This is a genomic window from Paenibacillus sp. sgz302148 (genome assembly GCF_056120465.1).
In genome coordinates, this window is the sequence record NZ_JBVYOJ010000007.1 from 238,867 (window position 1) to 253,720 (window position 14,854).

Annotated in this window: 16 protein-coding genes and 1 other annotated feature (1 of these 17 cut by a window edge); of the genes, 15 read left to right on the plus strand and 1 reads right to left on the minus strand. The window is 52.7% G+C overall.

Annotated elements, in window-relative coordinates:
• Window positions 1-26 precede the first annotated feature (26 nt).
• The 15 genes from ribH to AC0LWM_RS12770 all read left to right on the plus strand — a co-directional run bounded on the left by ribH (window position 27) and on the right by AC0LWM_RS12770 (window position 12,848).
• Complete coding sequence (ribH, locus tag AC0LWM_RS12700; protein ID WP_474675310.1) at window positions 27-497, plus strand: 6,7-dimethyl-8-ribityllumazine synthase; 471 nt, start codon at window positions 27-29, stop codon at window positions 495-497.
• A 197-nt stretch (window positions 498-694) separates the two neighbouring features.
• The gene (locus tag AC0LWM_RS12705) at window positions 695-1,477 is read left to right on the plus strand and encodes a segregation and condensation protein A (RefSeq protein WP_474675311.1); all 783 of its coding nucleotides are present in this window, start codon (window positions 695-697) and stop codon (window positions 1,475-1,477) included.
• The gene (gene scpB / locus AC0LWM_RS12710; RefSeq protein WP_474675312.1) at window positions 1,446-2,048 is read left to right on the plus strand and encodes an SMC-Scp complex subunit ScpB; all 603 of its coding nucleotides are present in this window, start codon (window positions 1,446-1,448) and stop codon (window positions 2,046-2,048) included. The genes AC0LWM_RS12705 and scpB overlap by 32 nt, the downstream gene beginning before the upstream one ends.
• A gap of 118 nt (window positions 2,049-2,166) precedes the next feature.
• Window positions 2,167-2,856: a DUF2953 domain-containing protein gene (locus AC0LWM_RS12715; protein WP_474675313.1), complete on the plus strand. Its 690-nt coding sequence runs from the start codon at window positions 2,167-2,169 to the stop codon at window positions 2,854-2,856.
• Between the two features lie 68 nt (window positions 2,857-2,924).
• Window positions 2,925-3,389 (plus strand): GerW family sporulation protein, encoded by a 465-nt coding sequence (ytfJ, locus tag AC0LWM_RS12720; protein ID WP_474675314.1) that lies wholly within the window; start codon window positions 2,925-2,927, stop codon window positions 3,387-3,389.
• A gap of 219 nt (window positions 3,390-3,608) precedes the next feature.
• The gene (locus AC0LWM_RS12725; RefSeq protein WP_474675315.1) at window positions 3,609-4,814 is read left to right on the plus strand and encodes a D-alanyl-D-alanine carboxypeptidase family protein; all 1,206 of its coding nucleotides are present in this window, start codon (window positions 3,609-3,611) and stop codon (window positions 4,812-4,814) included.
• A gap of 17 nt (window positions 4,815-4,831) precedes the next feature.
• Complete coding sequence (locus tag AC0LWM_RS12730; protein ID WP_474675316.1) at window positions 4,832-5,431, plus strand: nucleoside recognition domain-containing protein; 600 nt, start codon at window positions 4,832-4,834, stop codon at window positions 5,429-5,431.
• A 5-nt stretch (window positions 5,432-5,436) separates the two neighbouring features.
• Window positions 5,437-5,970 (plus strand): spore maturation protein, encoded by a 534-nt coding sequence (locus tag AC0LWM_RS12735; RefSeq protein ID WP_474675317.1) that lies wholly within the window; start codon window positions 5,437-5,439, stop codon window positions 5,968-5,970.
• Between the two features lie 63 nt (window positions 5,971-6,033).
• Complete coding sequence (locus AC0LWM_RS12740; protein WP_474675318.1) at window positions 6,034-6,375, plus strand: hypothetical protein; 342 nt, start codon at window positions 6,034-6,036, stop codon at window positions 6,373-6,375.
• An 18-nt stretch (window positions 6,376-6,393) separates the two neighbouring features.
• Entirely contained in the window at window positions 6,394-7,140 is a 747-nt protein-coding gene (locus AC0LWM_RS12745) for a pseudouridine synthase (RefSeq protein WP_474675319.1), read from the plus strand.
• Between the two features lie 43 nt (window positions 7,141-7,183).
• Window positions 7,184-7,702, plus strand: a complete 519-nt coding sequence (locus tag AC0LWM_RS12750) for a redoxin family protein (RefSeq protein ID WP_474675320.1) — start codon at window positions 7,184-7,186, stop codon at window positions 7,700-7,702.
• A gap of 21 nt (window positions 7,703-7,723) precedes the next feature.
• Window positions 7,724-9,385 carry a cytochrome c biogenesis protein ResB gene (resB, locus tag AC0LWM_RS12755; protein WP_474675321.1) on the plus strand — a complete coding sequence of 554 codons (1,662 nt, stop codon included), beginning with the start codon at window positions 7,724-7,726 and terminating at the stop codon, window positions 9,383-9,385.
• On the plus strand, window positions 9,382-10,641 hold the full coding sequence (gene ccsA / locus AC0LWM_RS12760; protein WP_474675322.1) for a cytochrome c biogenesis protein CcsA: 1,260 nt from the start codon (window positions 9,382-9,384) through the stop codon (window positions 10,639-10,641). The genes resB and ccsA overlap by 4 nt, the downstream gene beginning before the upstream one ends.
• A 56-nt stretch (window positions 10,642-10,697) precedes the next feature.
• A complete protein-coding gene (locus tag AC0LWM_RS12765) occupies window positions 10,698-11,414 on the plus strand; it encodes a response regulator transcription factor (protein WP_474675323.1) in 717 nt (238 codons plus the stop codon).
• The gene (locus AC0LWM_RS12770; protein ID WP_474675324.1) at window positions 11,415-12,848 is read left to right on the plus strand and encodes a HAMP domain-containing sensor histidine kinase; all 1,434 of its coding nucleotides are present in this window, start codon (window positions 11,415-11,417) and stop codon (window positions 12,846-12,848) included.
• 91 nt (window positions 12,849-12,939) lie between these two features.
• Here the strand turns inward: AC0LWM_RS12770 and serA are convergent, their stop codons facing one another.
• Entirely contained in the window at window positions 12,940-14,529 is a 1,590-nt protein-coding gene (gene serA, locus AC0LWM_RS12775) for a phosphoglycerate dehydrogenase (protein ID WP_474675325.1), read from the minus strand.
• Between the two features lie 106 nt (window positions 14,530-14,635).
• Window positions 14,636-14,854 (minus strand) — a binding site (T-box leader) (it continues 20 nt past the right edge of the window).

Genomic DNA, 14,854 nt, shown 5'->3' on the forward strand with positions numbered 1-14,854 from the left:
TCATAGCAGAGAAAGGTTGATGAGTTATGCCACATACTTATGAAGGAAATTTAGTTTCGAATCAGCTGAAATACGGAATCGTCGTTGGACGTTTCAACGAGTTCATTACCGGGAAATTGCTTGCAGGAGCGCTCGATGCACTGAAGCGCCACGGAGCAAATGACGCGGACGTGGAAGTCGCATGGGTGCCGGGAGCTTTCGAAATTCCGCTTATCGCGCAAAAAATGGCCGAAAGCGGCAAATACGATGCCGTCATCACGTTAGGTGCCGTCATTCGCGGATCCACGCCGCATTTTGATTATGTGTGCAACGAAGCGGCCAAAGGCGTCGCCGCCATTGCCCTGAAAACCGGCGTGCCGACAATTTTCGGCGTCCTGACGACGGACTCCATCGAGCAGGCGGTCGAGCGTGCGGGTACCAAAGCCGGCAACAAAGGCTGGGAAGCGGCGGTTAGCGCCATCGAGATGGCGAATTTGACCAAAGCATTGCAAGCATAAGCATTACAATATAGTGAGCATAGGAGTGAACCCTCAACGGTTTCGCTCCTATGCTCTTTTTGTTACTTCGGACAACGCAAAAAAGTTCGAGATGACAAGTGGCGCGCAGGTGGCAGGTCGGTGTATACTTACGAATGTGGCATTCTATCAAAATCCATACTATTTGGCAAGAACGACCTTTAGGAGGTTCATCATTAATGACCGTGCTGTACAAGCTCGAATCATTCGAAGGTCCGCTCGATTTGCTGCTGCATTTGATCGACAAAGCGGAAATCGACATTCATCAAATTTCGATTAGCGAGATTACCGATCAATATATGGCGTATTTACAATCGATGCAGGAGCTGGAGCTGGAAGTGACGAGCGAATTTCTGGTCATGGCCGCCACGCTGCTGTCGATCAAGAGCAAGCAGCTGTTGCCGAAGCCTCCGGTTATCGAATTGGAGGATGACTATTATATCGAAGATGATTACGATCCGCGCGAAGAACTGATTCAGAAGCTGATCGAATATCGCAAATATAAAGGAATCGCCGATCACTTGCGGGAAAAAGAGGTGGAGCGCAGCCTTATCTTCTCAAGAGAGCCGGAGGATCTGACCCCCTATATGCCGACCGTTCCGGAGAATCCGGTGCTCGGACTGCATGTCGCCGATTTGGTATCGGCTTTTCAGAAGGCGCTGCGCAAAGCGGCTAGCCGCAATACCGTCGCCAAAATCCGCCGCGATGAAATTTCGGTGAAGGATCGGATGACGGAGATCATTGATATTTTAGCTGAACGCGGCGGCAAGCTGCTGTTCTCAAAGCTGTTCCACCAGGGCATGGTGCGGGATGAAATTGTCGTTACGTTTTTGGCTATTTTGGAGTTGATGAAGATGAAACGGATTCAGTGCTTCCAGAACAAACTATTCGACGACATCGTTATTAAGGCTAAGGAAGGTGCTGCTACGAATGGAATTTCGGAAGTTGAAATCGATTATTGAAGGACTGCTGTTCGTCGCCGGCGACGAGGGGCTTGAAGTGAAACAAATTGCCGAGATTGTCGAAGTCGATCCGTCGGTCGTAGCCGATGTGATGTATGATTTGAAAGCCGACTTTTCACGGGAAGGGCGAGGCATTCAAATTGTCGAAATCGCGGGTGCTTTTCAATTGACGACATTGCCGGATCATGCTCCCTATTTCGAGCGATTGGCTTATTCGCCATCGCGGGCGACTTTATCGCAAGCCGCTCTCGAGACGTTATCGATCGTGGCTTACCGGCAACCGATCACGCGGGTGGAAATCGACGAGATTCGCGGCGTCAAGTCCGACCGCGCGATTCAAACGCTCGTCAGCAAAGATTTGATCGTTGAAACGGGCCGCGCGGAAGCCATCGGCCGGCCGATCCTGTACGGGACGACCAAATCGTTTCTCGATTATTTCGGGCTCAGCAGCCTAAAGGAGCTGCCGGATTCTTCAGCCTTCGAATCAAGTGACGGCTTGGAGGAAGAAACGAAGATGCTGTTCGAGAAGCTGGAAGGCAGACAGATGACGATGGAAGAGGTTTCCGAATAAGGCCGGTTTCCCAATGGGGAATCGGCTTTTTTGCTTGTGGGAAACGGGACGGCGCGCATGATTTTCTCTCGCAAGGCTATACTAAACCGGAATTCTACAGCGCTGGAGGTTATCGGGTGTGTCGGTATGGGCTTGGATAGGAATTGCCGTCTTGTTGATTATCGCCGTCGCCATCACAGCGGTCTGCATGTCCGACATGACCTTGCGGCTCGTGACATCGCACGTCGGTCAGAACGATCAGGTTACGATTGACATACATGCCTTGTATGGGCTTTTGAGACGAAGATACACCGTTCCGATGATCAAGTTCAAAGGATTTATGAAAGGCTTCATGTTGCATGCAGAGAAGGTTAACCGCAATCAAGGGGTAGTCCTGAACCAGGCAAGCGAGATGATCACGATCGACAAAATCCAAGAGTACTATCACAATGTTCAAAATTTGATTGCGCATTTTGTCGACTTTAACGAATGGATGTCCAAAACGCTTCATCGGATCAAGTTCACGAAGTTGAATTGGACGACGTACATCGGCTTCGGCGATGCGGCGGAAACCGCGATAGCGACAGGGCTTGTTTGGAGCTTGAAGACATCGCTTCTCGGTTATATTACCCGTTTCATCCGGCTCAAGACCGTTCCGAGCCTTGCCGTCCACCCGAGTTACAATCAGCCGCAATTGACTACGGAAATTGTCGGCGAAGCCAAGATTCGGATGGGTTATGTTTTTGTGGCGGGCTTTATGTTTCTCGTACGCATCCTTCGGGCGAAGGGCGGATTCCGAACATGGCAGAAGGTATTGTTTAAAGTGTAGTTTTCGGGACATCTTAAGAAGTGTGTACCGAAACAATGCCTTGCACAATATTTTAAGGAGGAATCACTGTGTCAGAACATCCGATACAAGGCCTTATGCAAACCGCTATGGAAAATATTAAGCAGATGGTCGATGTCAATACGATCGTCGGCGATCCTGTACAAACCCCCGACGGCAGCGTGATTCTGCCGATTTCGCGAGTCGGCTTCGGCTTCGCGGCAGGCGGGAGCGATTTGAAGATGGACCATGAGGCGAACGGGCTTCACAAGCATGACGGGCATAACGCTTCGGTCGCCATGCCTTTTGGCGGCGGCAGCGGCGGCGGGATCTCGATCACGCCGATCGCATTTCTCGTTGTCGGCAACAACAACGATGTTCGCGTGGTGCCGCTCGATAGCCAAACGCACTTGCTTGAACGCGTCATTGAATCCGTACCGCAGATGATCGACAAAGTTCAATCGATGGTCAAAGGCAATAAAAGCACGGCTGCCATGACAAGCCCAAGCGCATCCGATACGAACATGCTTGTATAGCCAGAACTGTCCCCATCAAATTATTGCATGGAACCGTCAGGACTTGTCCGACGGTTTTTTGCGTCCCCTAGGATGGTTAGTTAGCGCCGTCCTCGTCGGTGCATCGTTTACCTATAGGCCAAGTATAGAGTGAAACTTTGCCTTGCATTTGGACATAAGCCGGTACAAGCCGACATATACATGGACTAAAAAGTGTACAAGACCTACAGGGAGGAACCTATGAAACCGGCCATATCTCCATTCCAGCGCATGCTGCTCTTTCTGCTCTTATGCACACTCACGGTGCCGCTGACAGCCGGCAAGATTTATGCCGCACCTGAATCCGTCAGCACGCACGCGAAAGCCGCGGCGTTAATCGATGTTGCCTCAGGACGCCTTTTATATAGCGCGAATGGGGACAAGCGGATGAATATCGCGAGTTTGACGAAAATCATGACGGCGATCGTAGCGATCGAGCACGGAAATTTGTCCGACAAGGTGAAAGTAAGCAAGCGGGCGGCAGGCAAAGAAGGTTCGTCGATCTATTTGAAAGCGGGCGATGAAATGAGCCTGCAAAATATGCTGTACGGACTGATGCTGCGATCCGGGAATGACGCCGCGACAGCTATTGCCGAACATGTCGGCGGTTCGGAGGAGGGCTTCGTCTTCTTGATGAACGAAAAAGCCGAGATGATCGGCATGGATAACAGCCATTTTGCGAATCCGCATGGGCTCGACGCCGAAGGCCATTACTCCACGGCGAACGATATGGCCAAGCTAACGGCTTATGCGCTGAAAAATCCGGTATTTCGCGATATCGTCAAAACGAAGGTCAAAACCGTTCCGACCCCTAACGAAAGCTGGGACACGACGTGGCGCAACAAAAATAAAATGCTGACGATGTACGATGGTGCCGACGGCGTCAAAACGGGCTATACGAAACAAGCTCTGCGCTGTTTGGTCAGCTCGGCGACCCGAGACGGGCAACAGCTTGCCGCTGTAACCTTAAACGACTCCGACGACTGGTCGGATCACCGCAAAATGCTCGATTACGGGTTTGCCAAATATGATCTGAAAAACATCGTCATGAAGGGACAGGATATCGACGGCACGAACTTGACCGTCGGGCAGACTTTAGCGTATCCGTTTGCGGAAGGCGAATGGGAGCAGTTGAACAAAAAGCTCGTACTGGAGGACGCATCTTCCGCGAATTATCAATTAGGCAGCCGAGGCAAGCTTGTGGTCACGTTAAACGATACGGAAATCGGCGCAGTTCCCGTCTTCGAAAAAGATAGCCCAAGGCTCGCATTAGTCGGTCCGGCTGCGCCTTTCGTAAAGCAGCCCGTTCCGGCGCATTCTTCCTTACCGGCTGACATGCAGCGGCACAAAAATTTATTCGCAACGATAGGCAAGGTGTTCCGGGCGATGTTTACATTTGCAACCTGAATTGGAGGCGAGTCGAGATGGTGAATCTCATTTGGTTGTTTTTTATCGTATCGGCCTTTATTATCGGCGCGATTCAAGGCAGGATGGAGGCGGTGACCGAAGCCGCCTTCGACGGCGCCAAAACCGGCGTGACCGTCTGTTTCGGGCTGATCAGCATTATCGTTTTTTGGCTCGGCATGATGCGAATTGCCGAGGATTCGGGGCTTTTGAACAAGCTAGCGAAGCTGTTGCGGCCGATCATCCGCTTTTTGTTCCCGAGTATCCCGAAGGATCATCCGGCATTCGGCTACATCATGTCCAATATGAGCGCCAATATACTCGGGCTCGGAAACGCGGCAACGCCGATGGGGATTAAGGCGATGCAGGAGCTGCAGAAGCTCAACCCGAACCCCGATACGGCCAGTCCGGCGATGTGTACGCTGCTAGCCCTCAATACGGCAAGCATTACGCTGATTCCGACGACACTTATCGCCATCCGGATGAGCTTTAATTCCGAACATCCGGCCGATATTGTCGGACCGACGCTAATCGCAACGTTCATCTCCACCGCGGCGGCCATCATCGTCGACCGGTGGTACAGACGAAGGCATGCCAACCTACCTCCCGCGAAAGGGTGATTCCATTGTTCGCGATCGTAACTGCATTTTCCGCATGGATCGTACCGATCATTATCGTCTTTATTCCCCTATACGCCGCCGCCAAGAAAGTGCCGGTTTACGAATCGTTCGTCGATGGCGCCAAAGACGGCTTCGATACCGCGATCAAGATCATTCCGCATCTTGTCGGCATGATGGTGGCGATCAGCATGTTTCGCGCTTCCGGCGCGATGGACTTCCTGATCGCCTTCGTCAGGCCGCTCTTCGACTATCTCGGCGTGCCGACCGAGGTGCTTCCGCTGGCGCTGCTGCGGCCGATTACCGGCGCGGGTTCGCTTGCTTACACGACGGAGCTGATCAAGCAGTTCGGACCCGATTCGCTCATCGGGCGCATCGCCGCAACCGTGCAGGGCAGTACGGACACGACGCTGTATGTGCTGACCGTTTATTTCGGCGCTGTTGGAATCCGCAAAGCCAAATATGCGCTTAAGGTGGGACTGATCTCCGACCTGGTCGGCTTCATCGCGGCGATAACCGTCTGCTATTTTGCATTCGGCTGAACCGATAGCGGGTCTCCGCATATACTGTAGCAGTTTCCGACCGATGTAGGCGAGGTGAACTGCGTGCAGTATGACGGCATTGTCATCCATCATTCCGTTTGTCCCTCCATTAACGGGAAAGGCTTCGATTATTGGATCGTGAAATCCGGCGAAGTGATTCCCGCTTCCCTTGAGACCGATGCGAAGTATATCCATATATGCCTCGAAGGCGATTTTTCAATCCCCAACAGCGTCCAGCCGATCGAAAGCAAAGAGCAGCTCTTTGCCTTGAAGAAGCTGCAATATTACTTGGCTGAACGCTTCTCATTCGACGCAGGCAACATTTATGCGCACAATTCCGATTGCCCCGGACATTTTTTTCCTTGGCCCGAACTTGTGATTTCGACAAAGGATCGTTATCATTAGGGTTGAGGTGAAGGAAACGTGGAACGTTTGCAAAAATTAATTGCACAAGCAGGGATCGCTTCCCGGAGAAAAAGCGAGCAGCTTATATTGGAAGGTAAAGTCGAAGTGAACGGGGTCGTCGTGAAGGAACTCGGGGCGAAGGCCGATCCGGCAGCGGATACGATTACGGTGAACGGACGCCCCTTGCGGTCCGAGAAAAAGGTGTACGTATTGTTGAATAAACCGAAAGGCGTGATCACAAGCGCCAAAGATCCGGAGGGCCGCAAAGTGGTCGGCGACTTCCTGAAAGGGATCAAGGAGCGGGTATATCCCGTCGGACGGCTTGACTACGATACGGAAGGCCTGCTTTTGCTGACGAATGACGGCGAGCTGGCCCATTTGCTGACGCATCCTAAGCACCATGTCGCTAAAACGTATCACGCGACGGTTCGCGGTGTTCCGCATGGAGATCAGCTGGACAAGCTGAAGAAGGGAATCATGCTGGAGGACGGGATAACGGCGCCGGCTGAGGTAGAGTACCACGACATTGCTCCGGATCAGAAGCAAGCGACGATTTCCATTACGATTTACGAAGGGCGCAACCGCCAGGTAAGGCGCATGTTCGAGGCGATCAACCATCCGGTGGAGAAGCTTCGCAGAATTCAATTCGGCCCGTTGTCACTGCACGGCGTGCCGCGCGGCAAATACCGCTTGCTCTCTCCTGCGGAAGTGAAAGAATTGCGGCAGGAAGCAACAAAGACACACAAAATTCAAAATGAAAAGTAAGCGGTCTCGTTTTTTTCGCTATAATGATGGGTAGGTGATTCTCATGAAATCATACCGGAGAACGGTACAAGTCATTATTTTTATCGCGGTCGTGCTTCTCGGAGGTTATGCGATCGGCAATACGCTGTTCGCATCCGATGGCGTGCCGAGAAAAGGCGATAAGGCTCCCGAGTTTTCTTTGCTCGGCCTGGACGGGAAGGTGCATAAGCTTAGCGAATACCGGGGCAAGCCGGTCATCGTCAATTTCTGGGGCAGCTTCTGCCCGGAATGCGTGACGGAAATGCCGGCGATCGAAAGCCAATTCGAGAAATGGAAGGGCAAGGTGGATGTGCTGGGCGTGAACCTGAGCGAAGATCCGATTACGGTTCGCAGTTTTGTCAGCAACTTCGACGTCAAATTCCCGATTATTCTCGACAAAAATAAGGCGACGGAAAAAAAGTACGGCTTGCAGGCTTATCCGACGACCTTCTTTATTAATGAAGAAGGGAAAATCGCGGATATTTTTGTCGGCGGAATGAAAGAGCCGGATGTAGAACAAAGAATCGCAAAGATGCTGGAGTAAGCGGTCGGGAGGTTGTACGCTTTGTTTCAAAACACCAAGTGCGAGTGCGGGCATCAGAACAGCGTAGGGACCGTATTGTGCGAGTCGTGCGGCAAACCGCTGGAGCAGGAGGCTGATGATACCGCTCCTTTGGAAATGCGCTACGACGGCGTAGCCCGGAGGTCGCAGAAGCAAAATCCGAATGTGCTGGACCGGGTATGGAATTTTTTCTCCTCGGTCAAAATCGCCGTCATTCTTATTATCATCACTTTGATCGGCTCAGCGGTCGGAACGATTTATCCGCAGGAAAACACGTTCATGAATGTCGATGCGGAGCAGTTTTACGCGGAAAATTACGGGACGCTCGGCAAAATCTATCATGCATTGGGCTTGTCGCGTACGTTTGATTCGTGGTGGTTCATCACGCTGCTGGTCATGATCGGTACTTCGCTTGTCATTTGCAGTTTGGATCGGGTGCTTCCTCTTTACCGGGCGCTCAGCAAGCAGCAGATCCGCAAGCATGAAAAATTCATTCTTAGGCAAAAAACGAAATACGTCGGCGAAATCGATGGCGATCCGGAAGCATGGATCGAGCATTTCAAAGAACATCTGAAACGCAAACATTATCGCGTCCATGTCGACGGCACGGCGCTGCTCGCCGAGAAAAACCGGTTTAGCCGATGGGGCCCTTATATCAACCATATCGGGTTGATTATCTTTTTGCTCGCCGTTCTGGCGAGAACGATTCCCGGCTGGCACATGGACCAATACGTCGGATTTCTGGAAGGCGATATAACGCCGATCCCGGATACGAACTATTATTTGAAAAACGAAAAGTTCACGGTCGAGTTCTATAAGGATAATGAGCTGCCGAAGGAATTCCAAGGAACCGGCCGGATCGTGCCGAAGCTGTACGAAACAAAAGCGGTATTGTACGAGTGTACGGCTAATTGCGACGATCCGCTGCAGGAACCTACGCTCACGGAGGTGGCCCGGCACGATATTACCGTTAATGATCCGCTCGAGTATAAGGGCTTGATCGCGTATCAGTTCGATTTTGCCCAAACACCTCGCCTTCGTGCGGTGAAAGCCTCGCTAAAGAACAAGGAGACCGGCGAATCGTACGGCACGTTCGATCTGAAGATGAAGGATCCGAAGCCTTCGTTCGACGTCGGCCCGTACCATCTCGAGATCAAAGAGAAGTATATGGATTTCACGTTGAACGACAAAGGCCAGCCGAGCACCAAGTCGCGGGAACCGAACGCGCCGGCGTTTATTTTCCTCATTAAAGGACCGGGCTTGCCGGAAGACGGACAGCCTTACATGTACTTCCCGCGCCAGGTGGACAAGGAGCGCTTCCGCCAGGACGACATTAACGGCGAAATCGGCAAGAAGCTGGAAATTTCCGTAGGCTCGATGCAGAATGTAGAGATTGCCCAGTTTACGACATACTTGAACATTCGAGTCGATCGCGCGATGCCTTACATATGGGTCGGAGCGGCGATATCGATGATCGGACTGATTATGGGCTTCTACTGGCATCATCGCCGGATCTGGTTGCGTATTGACGGCAAGACGTTATCGCTTGGCGCGCATACGAACAAGAACTGGTACGGCATGCGCGGCGACGTCGCCTATGCGCTCGGCAAAACGGGCATCGTCGTAGATCCGAAGACACTCGATAACGGAGGGAAACAAGCGTGAATTTTTTGAGCATTAGCAGCGCGGCTTTTGTTATTGCGCTCGCCTTATATTGCTTGGCGTTTTTAGGTTATGTCATCGCGATAACCGGAAGGCGCTGGAAAAATCGCGATCCGAAAGCACACACCAAGAAATGGACGCGCATCGCTTTTACGGTGTCGAGCATCGGCCTCGTGTCCAACCTGACGTATTTCTTCACGCGCTGGTACGGCGGAGGCCATATCCCGACAAGCAACATGTACGAATTTATGAGCTTCCTTGCGATGATGATTATGGTCGCCTTTACGATCGTATTTTTGATTTACCGGACGCCGCTGCTCGGCATCTTCTCTTTGCCGGTGAGCGTCATCGTGATGGCGTACGCTTCGATTTTCCCGCAGGAAGTACAACCGCTAGTTCCGGCATTACAATCATATTGGCTTAAAATTCACGTGACGACAGCGGCTACGGGCGAAGCGTTTTTTGCGGTTGCTTTTGCCGCAGGTTTAATGTACTTGCTGCGAACCGTCGATTTGACGACGGCTACGAAGTCCGCGATCCGGGCGCGCCGTTCCATCGAATTTACGTTGTTCGTCATCTTAACGGTCGTTACGTTCATCGGTACGGTATTCGCATTCCGCATTGCGGGGTATGAAGCGAACTTCGTCCAAGAAACGGTATCGATCGATCAGCAAGGCAATGAAATTACGAATGAAGCGAAAGTCAAATATACGATGCCGCCGATCGTAGCGCCTTATAACAGCGAAGCGGAATCGGTCCAACCGTTCCTCGGCATGAGCAAGCCGCTGTTTGAAGCGCCGTATTGGATGAACGGAGCGAATGCGGGCCGCAAGCTCAATACGGTCATTTGGTCGATTATTTCCGGCGTCATCATATACGGCTTGCTGCGCCTCGTGCTGCGCAAGTCATTGGTCGAAACGATCCACCCGCTGCTGGACGGCGTCGATCCGGAGGATCTGGACGAAATCAGCTATCGGGCGACGGCGATCGGCTTTCCGATCTTTACGCTCGGCGCGCTCATCTTTGCCATGATTTGGGCGCATGTCGCTTGGGGACGTTTCTGGGGCTGGGATCCGAAGGAAGTATGGGCGTTGATTACGTGGCTGTTCTATAGCGCCTACTTGCATTTGCGGTTATCGAAAGGCTGGATGGGCAAAAAATCGTCCTGGCTTACCGTAATCGGCTTCCTGATCGTGATGTTTACGCTGATCGGCGTCAACTTGATTATTGCCGGCTTGCATTCCTATGCAGGCGTTTGATGGATGGAACAATTTCGAAATTTCGTATGTTCGAAAGCTGAAAGGAGTTGTTTAGGATGGTGGAGCAAATGAGCCGTATTTTGGTTGTCGATGATGAGGAACGGATCCGTAGACTTCTGCGGATGTATTTGGAGAAGGAAGGCTATGCCATCGAAGAAGCGGAGGACGGTGAAACGGCGCTGCGCAAAGCGACCGGCAGCGAGTTCGACCTGATTCTTCTTGACGTGATGCTGCCGGGAATCGACGGCATCGAGGTGTGCACGAGACTGCGCCAGCACAAAGCAACTCCGGTCATTATGCTGACCGCGAAGGGCGAGGAAGTGAACCGCGTGCAAGGATTCGAGGTGGGGGCCGACGATTATGTCGTCAAGCCGTTCAGCCCGCGCGAAGTCATTTATCGCGTGAAGGCGATTTTGCGCCGTTCGTCGGCGACCGCTTACTTGACGAAGGACGCAAGCTCAAGCAACGACATCGTGTTCCCGCATCTCGTCATCGAGCACGATGCGCATCGCGTTTCGGCCGGCGGGCAAGAAGTAAGCTTGACGCCCAAGGAATACGAGCTGCTTCATTACTTGGCGTCGTCTCCGGACAAAGTGTTTTCGCGCGAAGAGCTGCTCAAGGACGTATGGAATTATGAATTTTTCGGTGATCTGCGTACGGTCGATACGCATGTCAAGCGGCTGCGCGAGAAGCTGAATAAGGTATCGCCGGAGTCGGCCGCCATGATCACGACCGTATGGGGCGTCGGCTACAAGCTCGAGGTGCCAAGATAAGTGGCGCTCTGGAAAAGTGTAGTCGGCAAACTGTGGATGACCATCATCGGGTTGGTTGCCGTCGTAATCAGCACGCTCGGCATCTTCCTGCTGATCTATCTCGATGAAAATGCCAATACGATCAATTCGTACGATGTCAAAATATTGTTTGTAGCTACCGGCACGATGGGTTTTTTACTGACGACGTTTTTTGCTTTTTTCCTGCTTACCAAAATTACGCAGCCGCTTCGCAAAATGAAGGAAGCGGCCGATCAAATCATTGTCGGCGAATACAGTACCCGGGTGCCGACTCGTTCAACGGACGAAATCGGAGAGCTCGCCAAAACGTTCAACCATATGGCCGAAGAGCTGGAAGCGACGATTCTGGATTTAAACCATGAGAAGGAACATTTATCGAGCGTCGTCCGGAGCATGGCGGATGCGGTCATCACGTTTAATGCGGAAGGACAAGCGATTCTGACGAATCCGCAGGGCGATATGATCCTGCAAAAGTGGAACGAGTTTCATTGGGAGGGCGCCGATGACGAATCGGCAAAGTCCCATTCGCAAGTGCCTCAGCCGCTTCGCGGTTTGTTCGAATCCGTGCTGCGGGAATCTACGGACCTTTCCACGAAGGTGCACGTACTTAACGAAGTATGGTCGGTCGTGATGACGCCGCTGTATGCCAACGATGCCGTACGCGGGTCGGTTGCCGTATTGCGCAACGTAACGGAAGAGTTTCGCCTGGAACGGCTGCGCAAAGATTTCGTCGCCAACGTATCTCACGAAATCCGCACGCCGCTGTCCATGCTCCAAGGCTACAGCGAAGCGCTGATGGACGACATTGCGGCATCGCCGGAAGAACGGAAGGAGCTCGTTCAAGTCATCTACGACGAATCGCTCCGTATGGGGCGGCTTGTGAACGACTTGCTGGATCTCGCTCGAATGGAAGCCGGTCATATGGAGATGAACTTCAGCGAGGTCGACGTGGATGTATTGATCCAGCGTGTGTTCCGCAAGTTTCTCGTCTTGTCCAAGGAACGGAACGTCCAGCTGATCTACGACAAGCCGGATCGCAAGCTGCTGCTGCAAGCCGCGGACGAGGACCGGCTCGAGCAGGTGCTGACCAATCTGCTTGACAATGCGTTCCGCCATACGGCGGAAGGGGCGAGCGTGTCGATAAGCGCGGAAGAAGCGGAGAACAAGGGAGAACGGATGGCGCTGATCGGGGTTGCCGACCAAGGGCGCGGCATTCCTCCCGAAGATTTGCCTTACATCTTCGAGCGCTTCTATAAAGCCGACAAAGCCCGGACACGGGGACATAACGGAGGAACGGGCTTAGGCCTCGCCATCGTGAAAAACATCGTGGACGCGCATCACGGCACCATCAAGGCGGATAGCGAAATCGGCCAAGGTACGACATTTTCCATCATGATTCCTATGGATCAGCACTAAATCGAAAAAACCACTTCCGCGGAGGAAGTGGTTTTTTGTTGAATGATCGAGATAAATCTTGTTGTTCGTGGAACAAGTTATGAATAAGGACTTAAAGCGCGATTTCACGGACGTTGTTCAGCTCAGGCAGCTTGCCCAGTTCGGCAAGCACTTCTTTTGGCGTTTGCTTGTCGACGGTAAGCACCATGATTGCCGCGCCGCCGATGATTTTACGGCCTACCTGCATCGTTGCGATGTTGACGTCGTTGCTGCCTAGAAGCGTGCCTACGCGGCCGATAATGCCCGGTTTGTCGTGATGCGATACGAGCAGCAGGTTGCCTTCCGGCGATACGTCGACCGGATATTGATCGATTTGAACGATTCTCGCTCCGTAGCCGTTCAGCAGCGTACCGGCGAGCAAGCGCTCTTCGTTCTTCGTTTTGAGCGACAGCGTGACGAGGTTGGTAAAGCCTTTGCTTGCCGCTGTCTTCTGCACAACCACGTTGACGTCGCGTGTTTTGGCAAGGTGCATCGAGTTCACGATATTCACTTGTTCAGTGCCGAGATGGTGCGATAGCACGCCTTTCACGATATAACGCGTCAGCGGCGTCGTATCGACTTCGGACAGCTCGCCGGAGTAGCTGACGGTGATTTCTTTTACGGCGCCTTCCGTCAGCTGTGCCAAGAAAGTACCCAGCTTCTCGCCAAGCGTGAAATACGGCTGCAGCTTGTTCAGCACCGCTGCAGGCACAGGCGGCATGTTAACCGCGTTTTTGAACGGCTCGTTGCGCAGGATGTGCAGCACTTGCTCGGATACGTCGATCGCTACGTTTTCTTGCGCCTCGACCGTCGATGCACCAAGGTGAGGCGTGACGATCACTTTCGGATGCTTGAGGAACGGATGATCTTCGCGAGGCGGTTCCTCTTCGAACACGTCGAACGCCGCTCCGGCAACGATACCTTGATCGATCGCTTCAACAAGCGCCATTTCGTTAATGATGCCGCCGCGCGCGCAGTTGACGATCCGCATGCCTTTCTTCATCTTCGCGAATTGCTCGTGCGAGATCATATGGCGCGTTTCCGCGGTCAGCGGCGTATGCACGGTCATGAAGTCGGCTTGCTGGATAATTTGGTCCACGGAGCCGAGCTTGATGCCGAGCTTCTCTGCGCGCTCTTCCGTCAAGAACGGGTCGTAGCCGATGATTTCCATGCCGAACGCTTTGGCGCGTTTCGCGACTTCGCTGCCGATCCGGCCCATGCCGAGAACGCCTAAAGTTTTGTTATGAAGCTCAACGCCGAGGAACGATTTGCGATCCCATACGCCGTTTACCGTCTTCGCATAAGCTTGCGGAATATGACGGGCAAGCGCCATCATCATGGCAAAAGTGTGTTCGCATGTCGTGATCGTATTGCCGTCCGGCGCGTTGATGACGATGATGCCGCGTTTCGTTGCGGCTTCCAGATCGATGTTGTCGACGCCGACGCCGGCGCGGCCAACGACCTTCAGACGTTTGCCCGCTTCCATGATCCGCTCGGTCACCCGCGTCTGGCTGCGAACGAGCAGGGCGTCGTAATCGCCGATAATGGCAACAAGCTCATCTTCGTTTAAACCGGTTTTTTTGTCGACTTCGACGTCGGCTGCTTCGACCAGCTGTTGAATACCAAGATCGCTGATCGGGTCGGACACTAGAACTTTTAACATGGATAAAGCCTCCTTCAAGTTTTGCGAAGCGAAAATGCTCCGGTGTGTAGCTGCCCAATGGGCCATAAAAAATAAAAAAACTCACAATCCCATACGACTAGCGTATTGAAGGGACGAGAGTTTATTTCTTCGTGGTACCACCCTAATTCATTGCTTGTTCACACAAACAACCTTATCGGTCTTGCGACCAGGAATCGTAACGGTTTCCGCCGTTTGCGCCTACTGTAGTACAGATCTTCAGCGCAACTGCTCCGGACCGCTTCCGCGAACGTTTCACCTCCGGTTTGCACCAACCACCGGCTCTCTGCAGGTTTCCCGCTTGCAT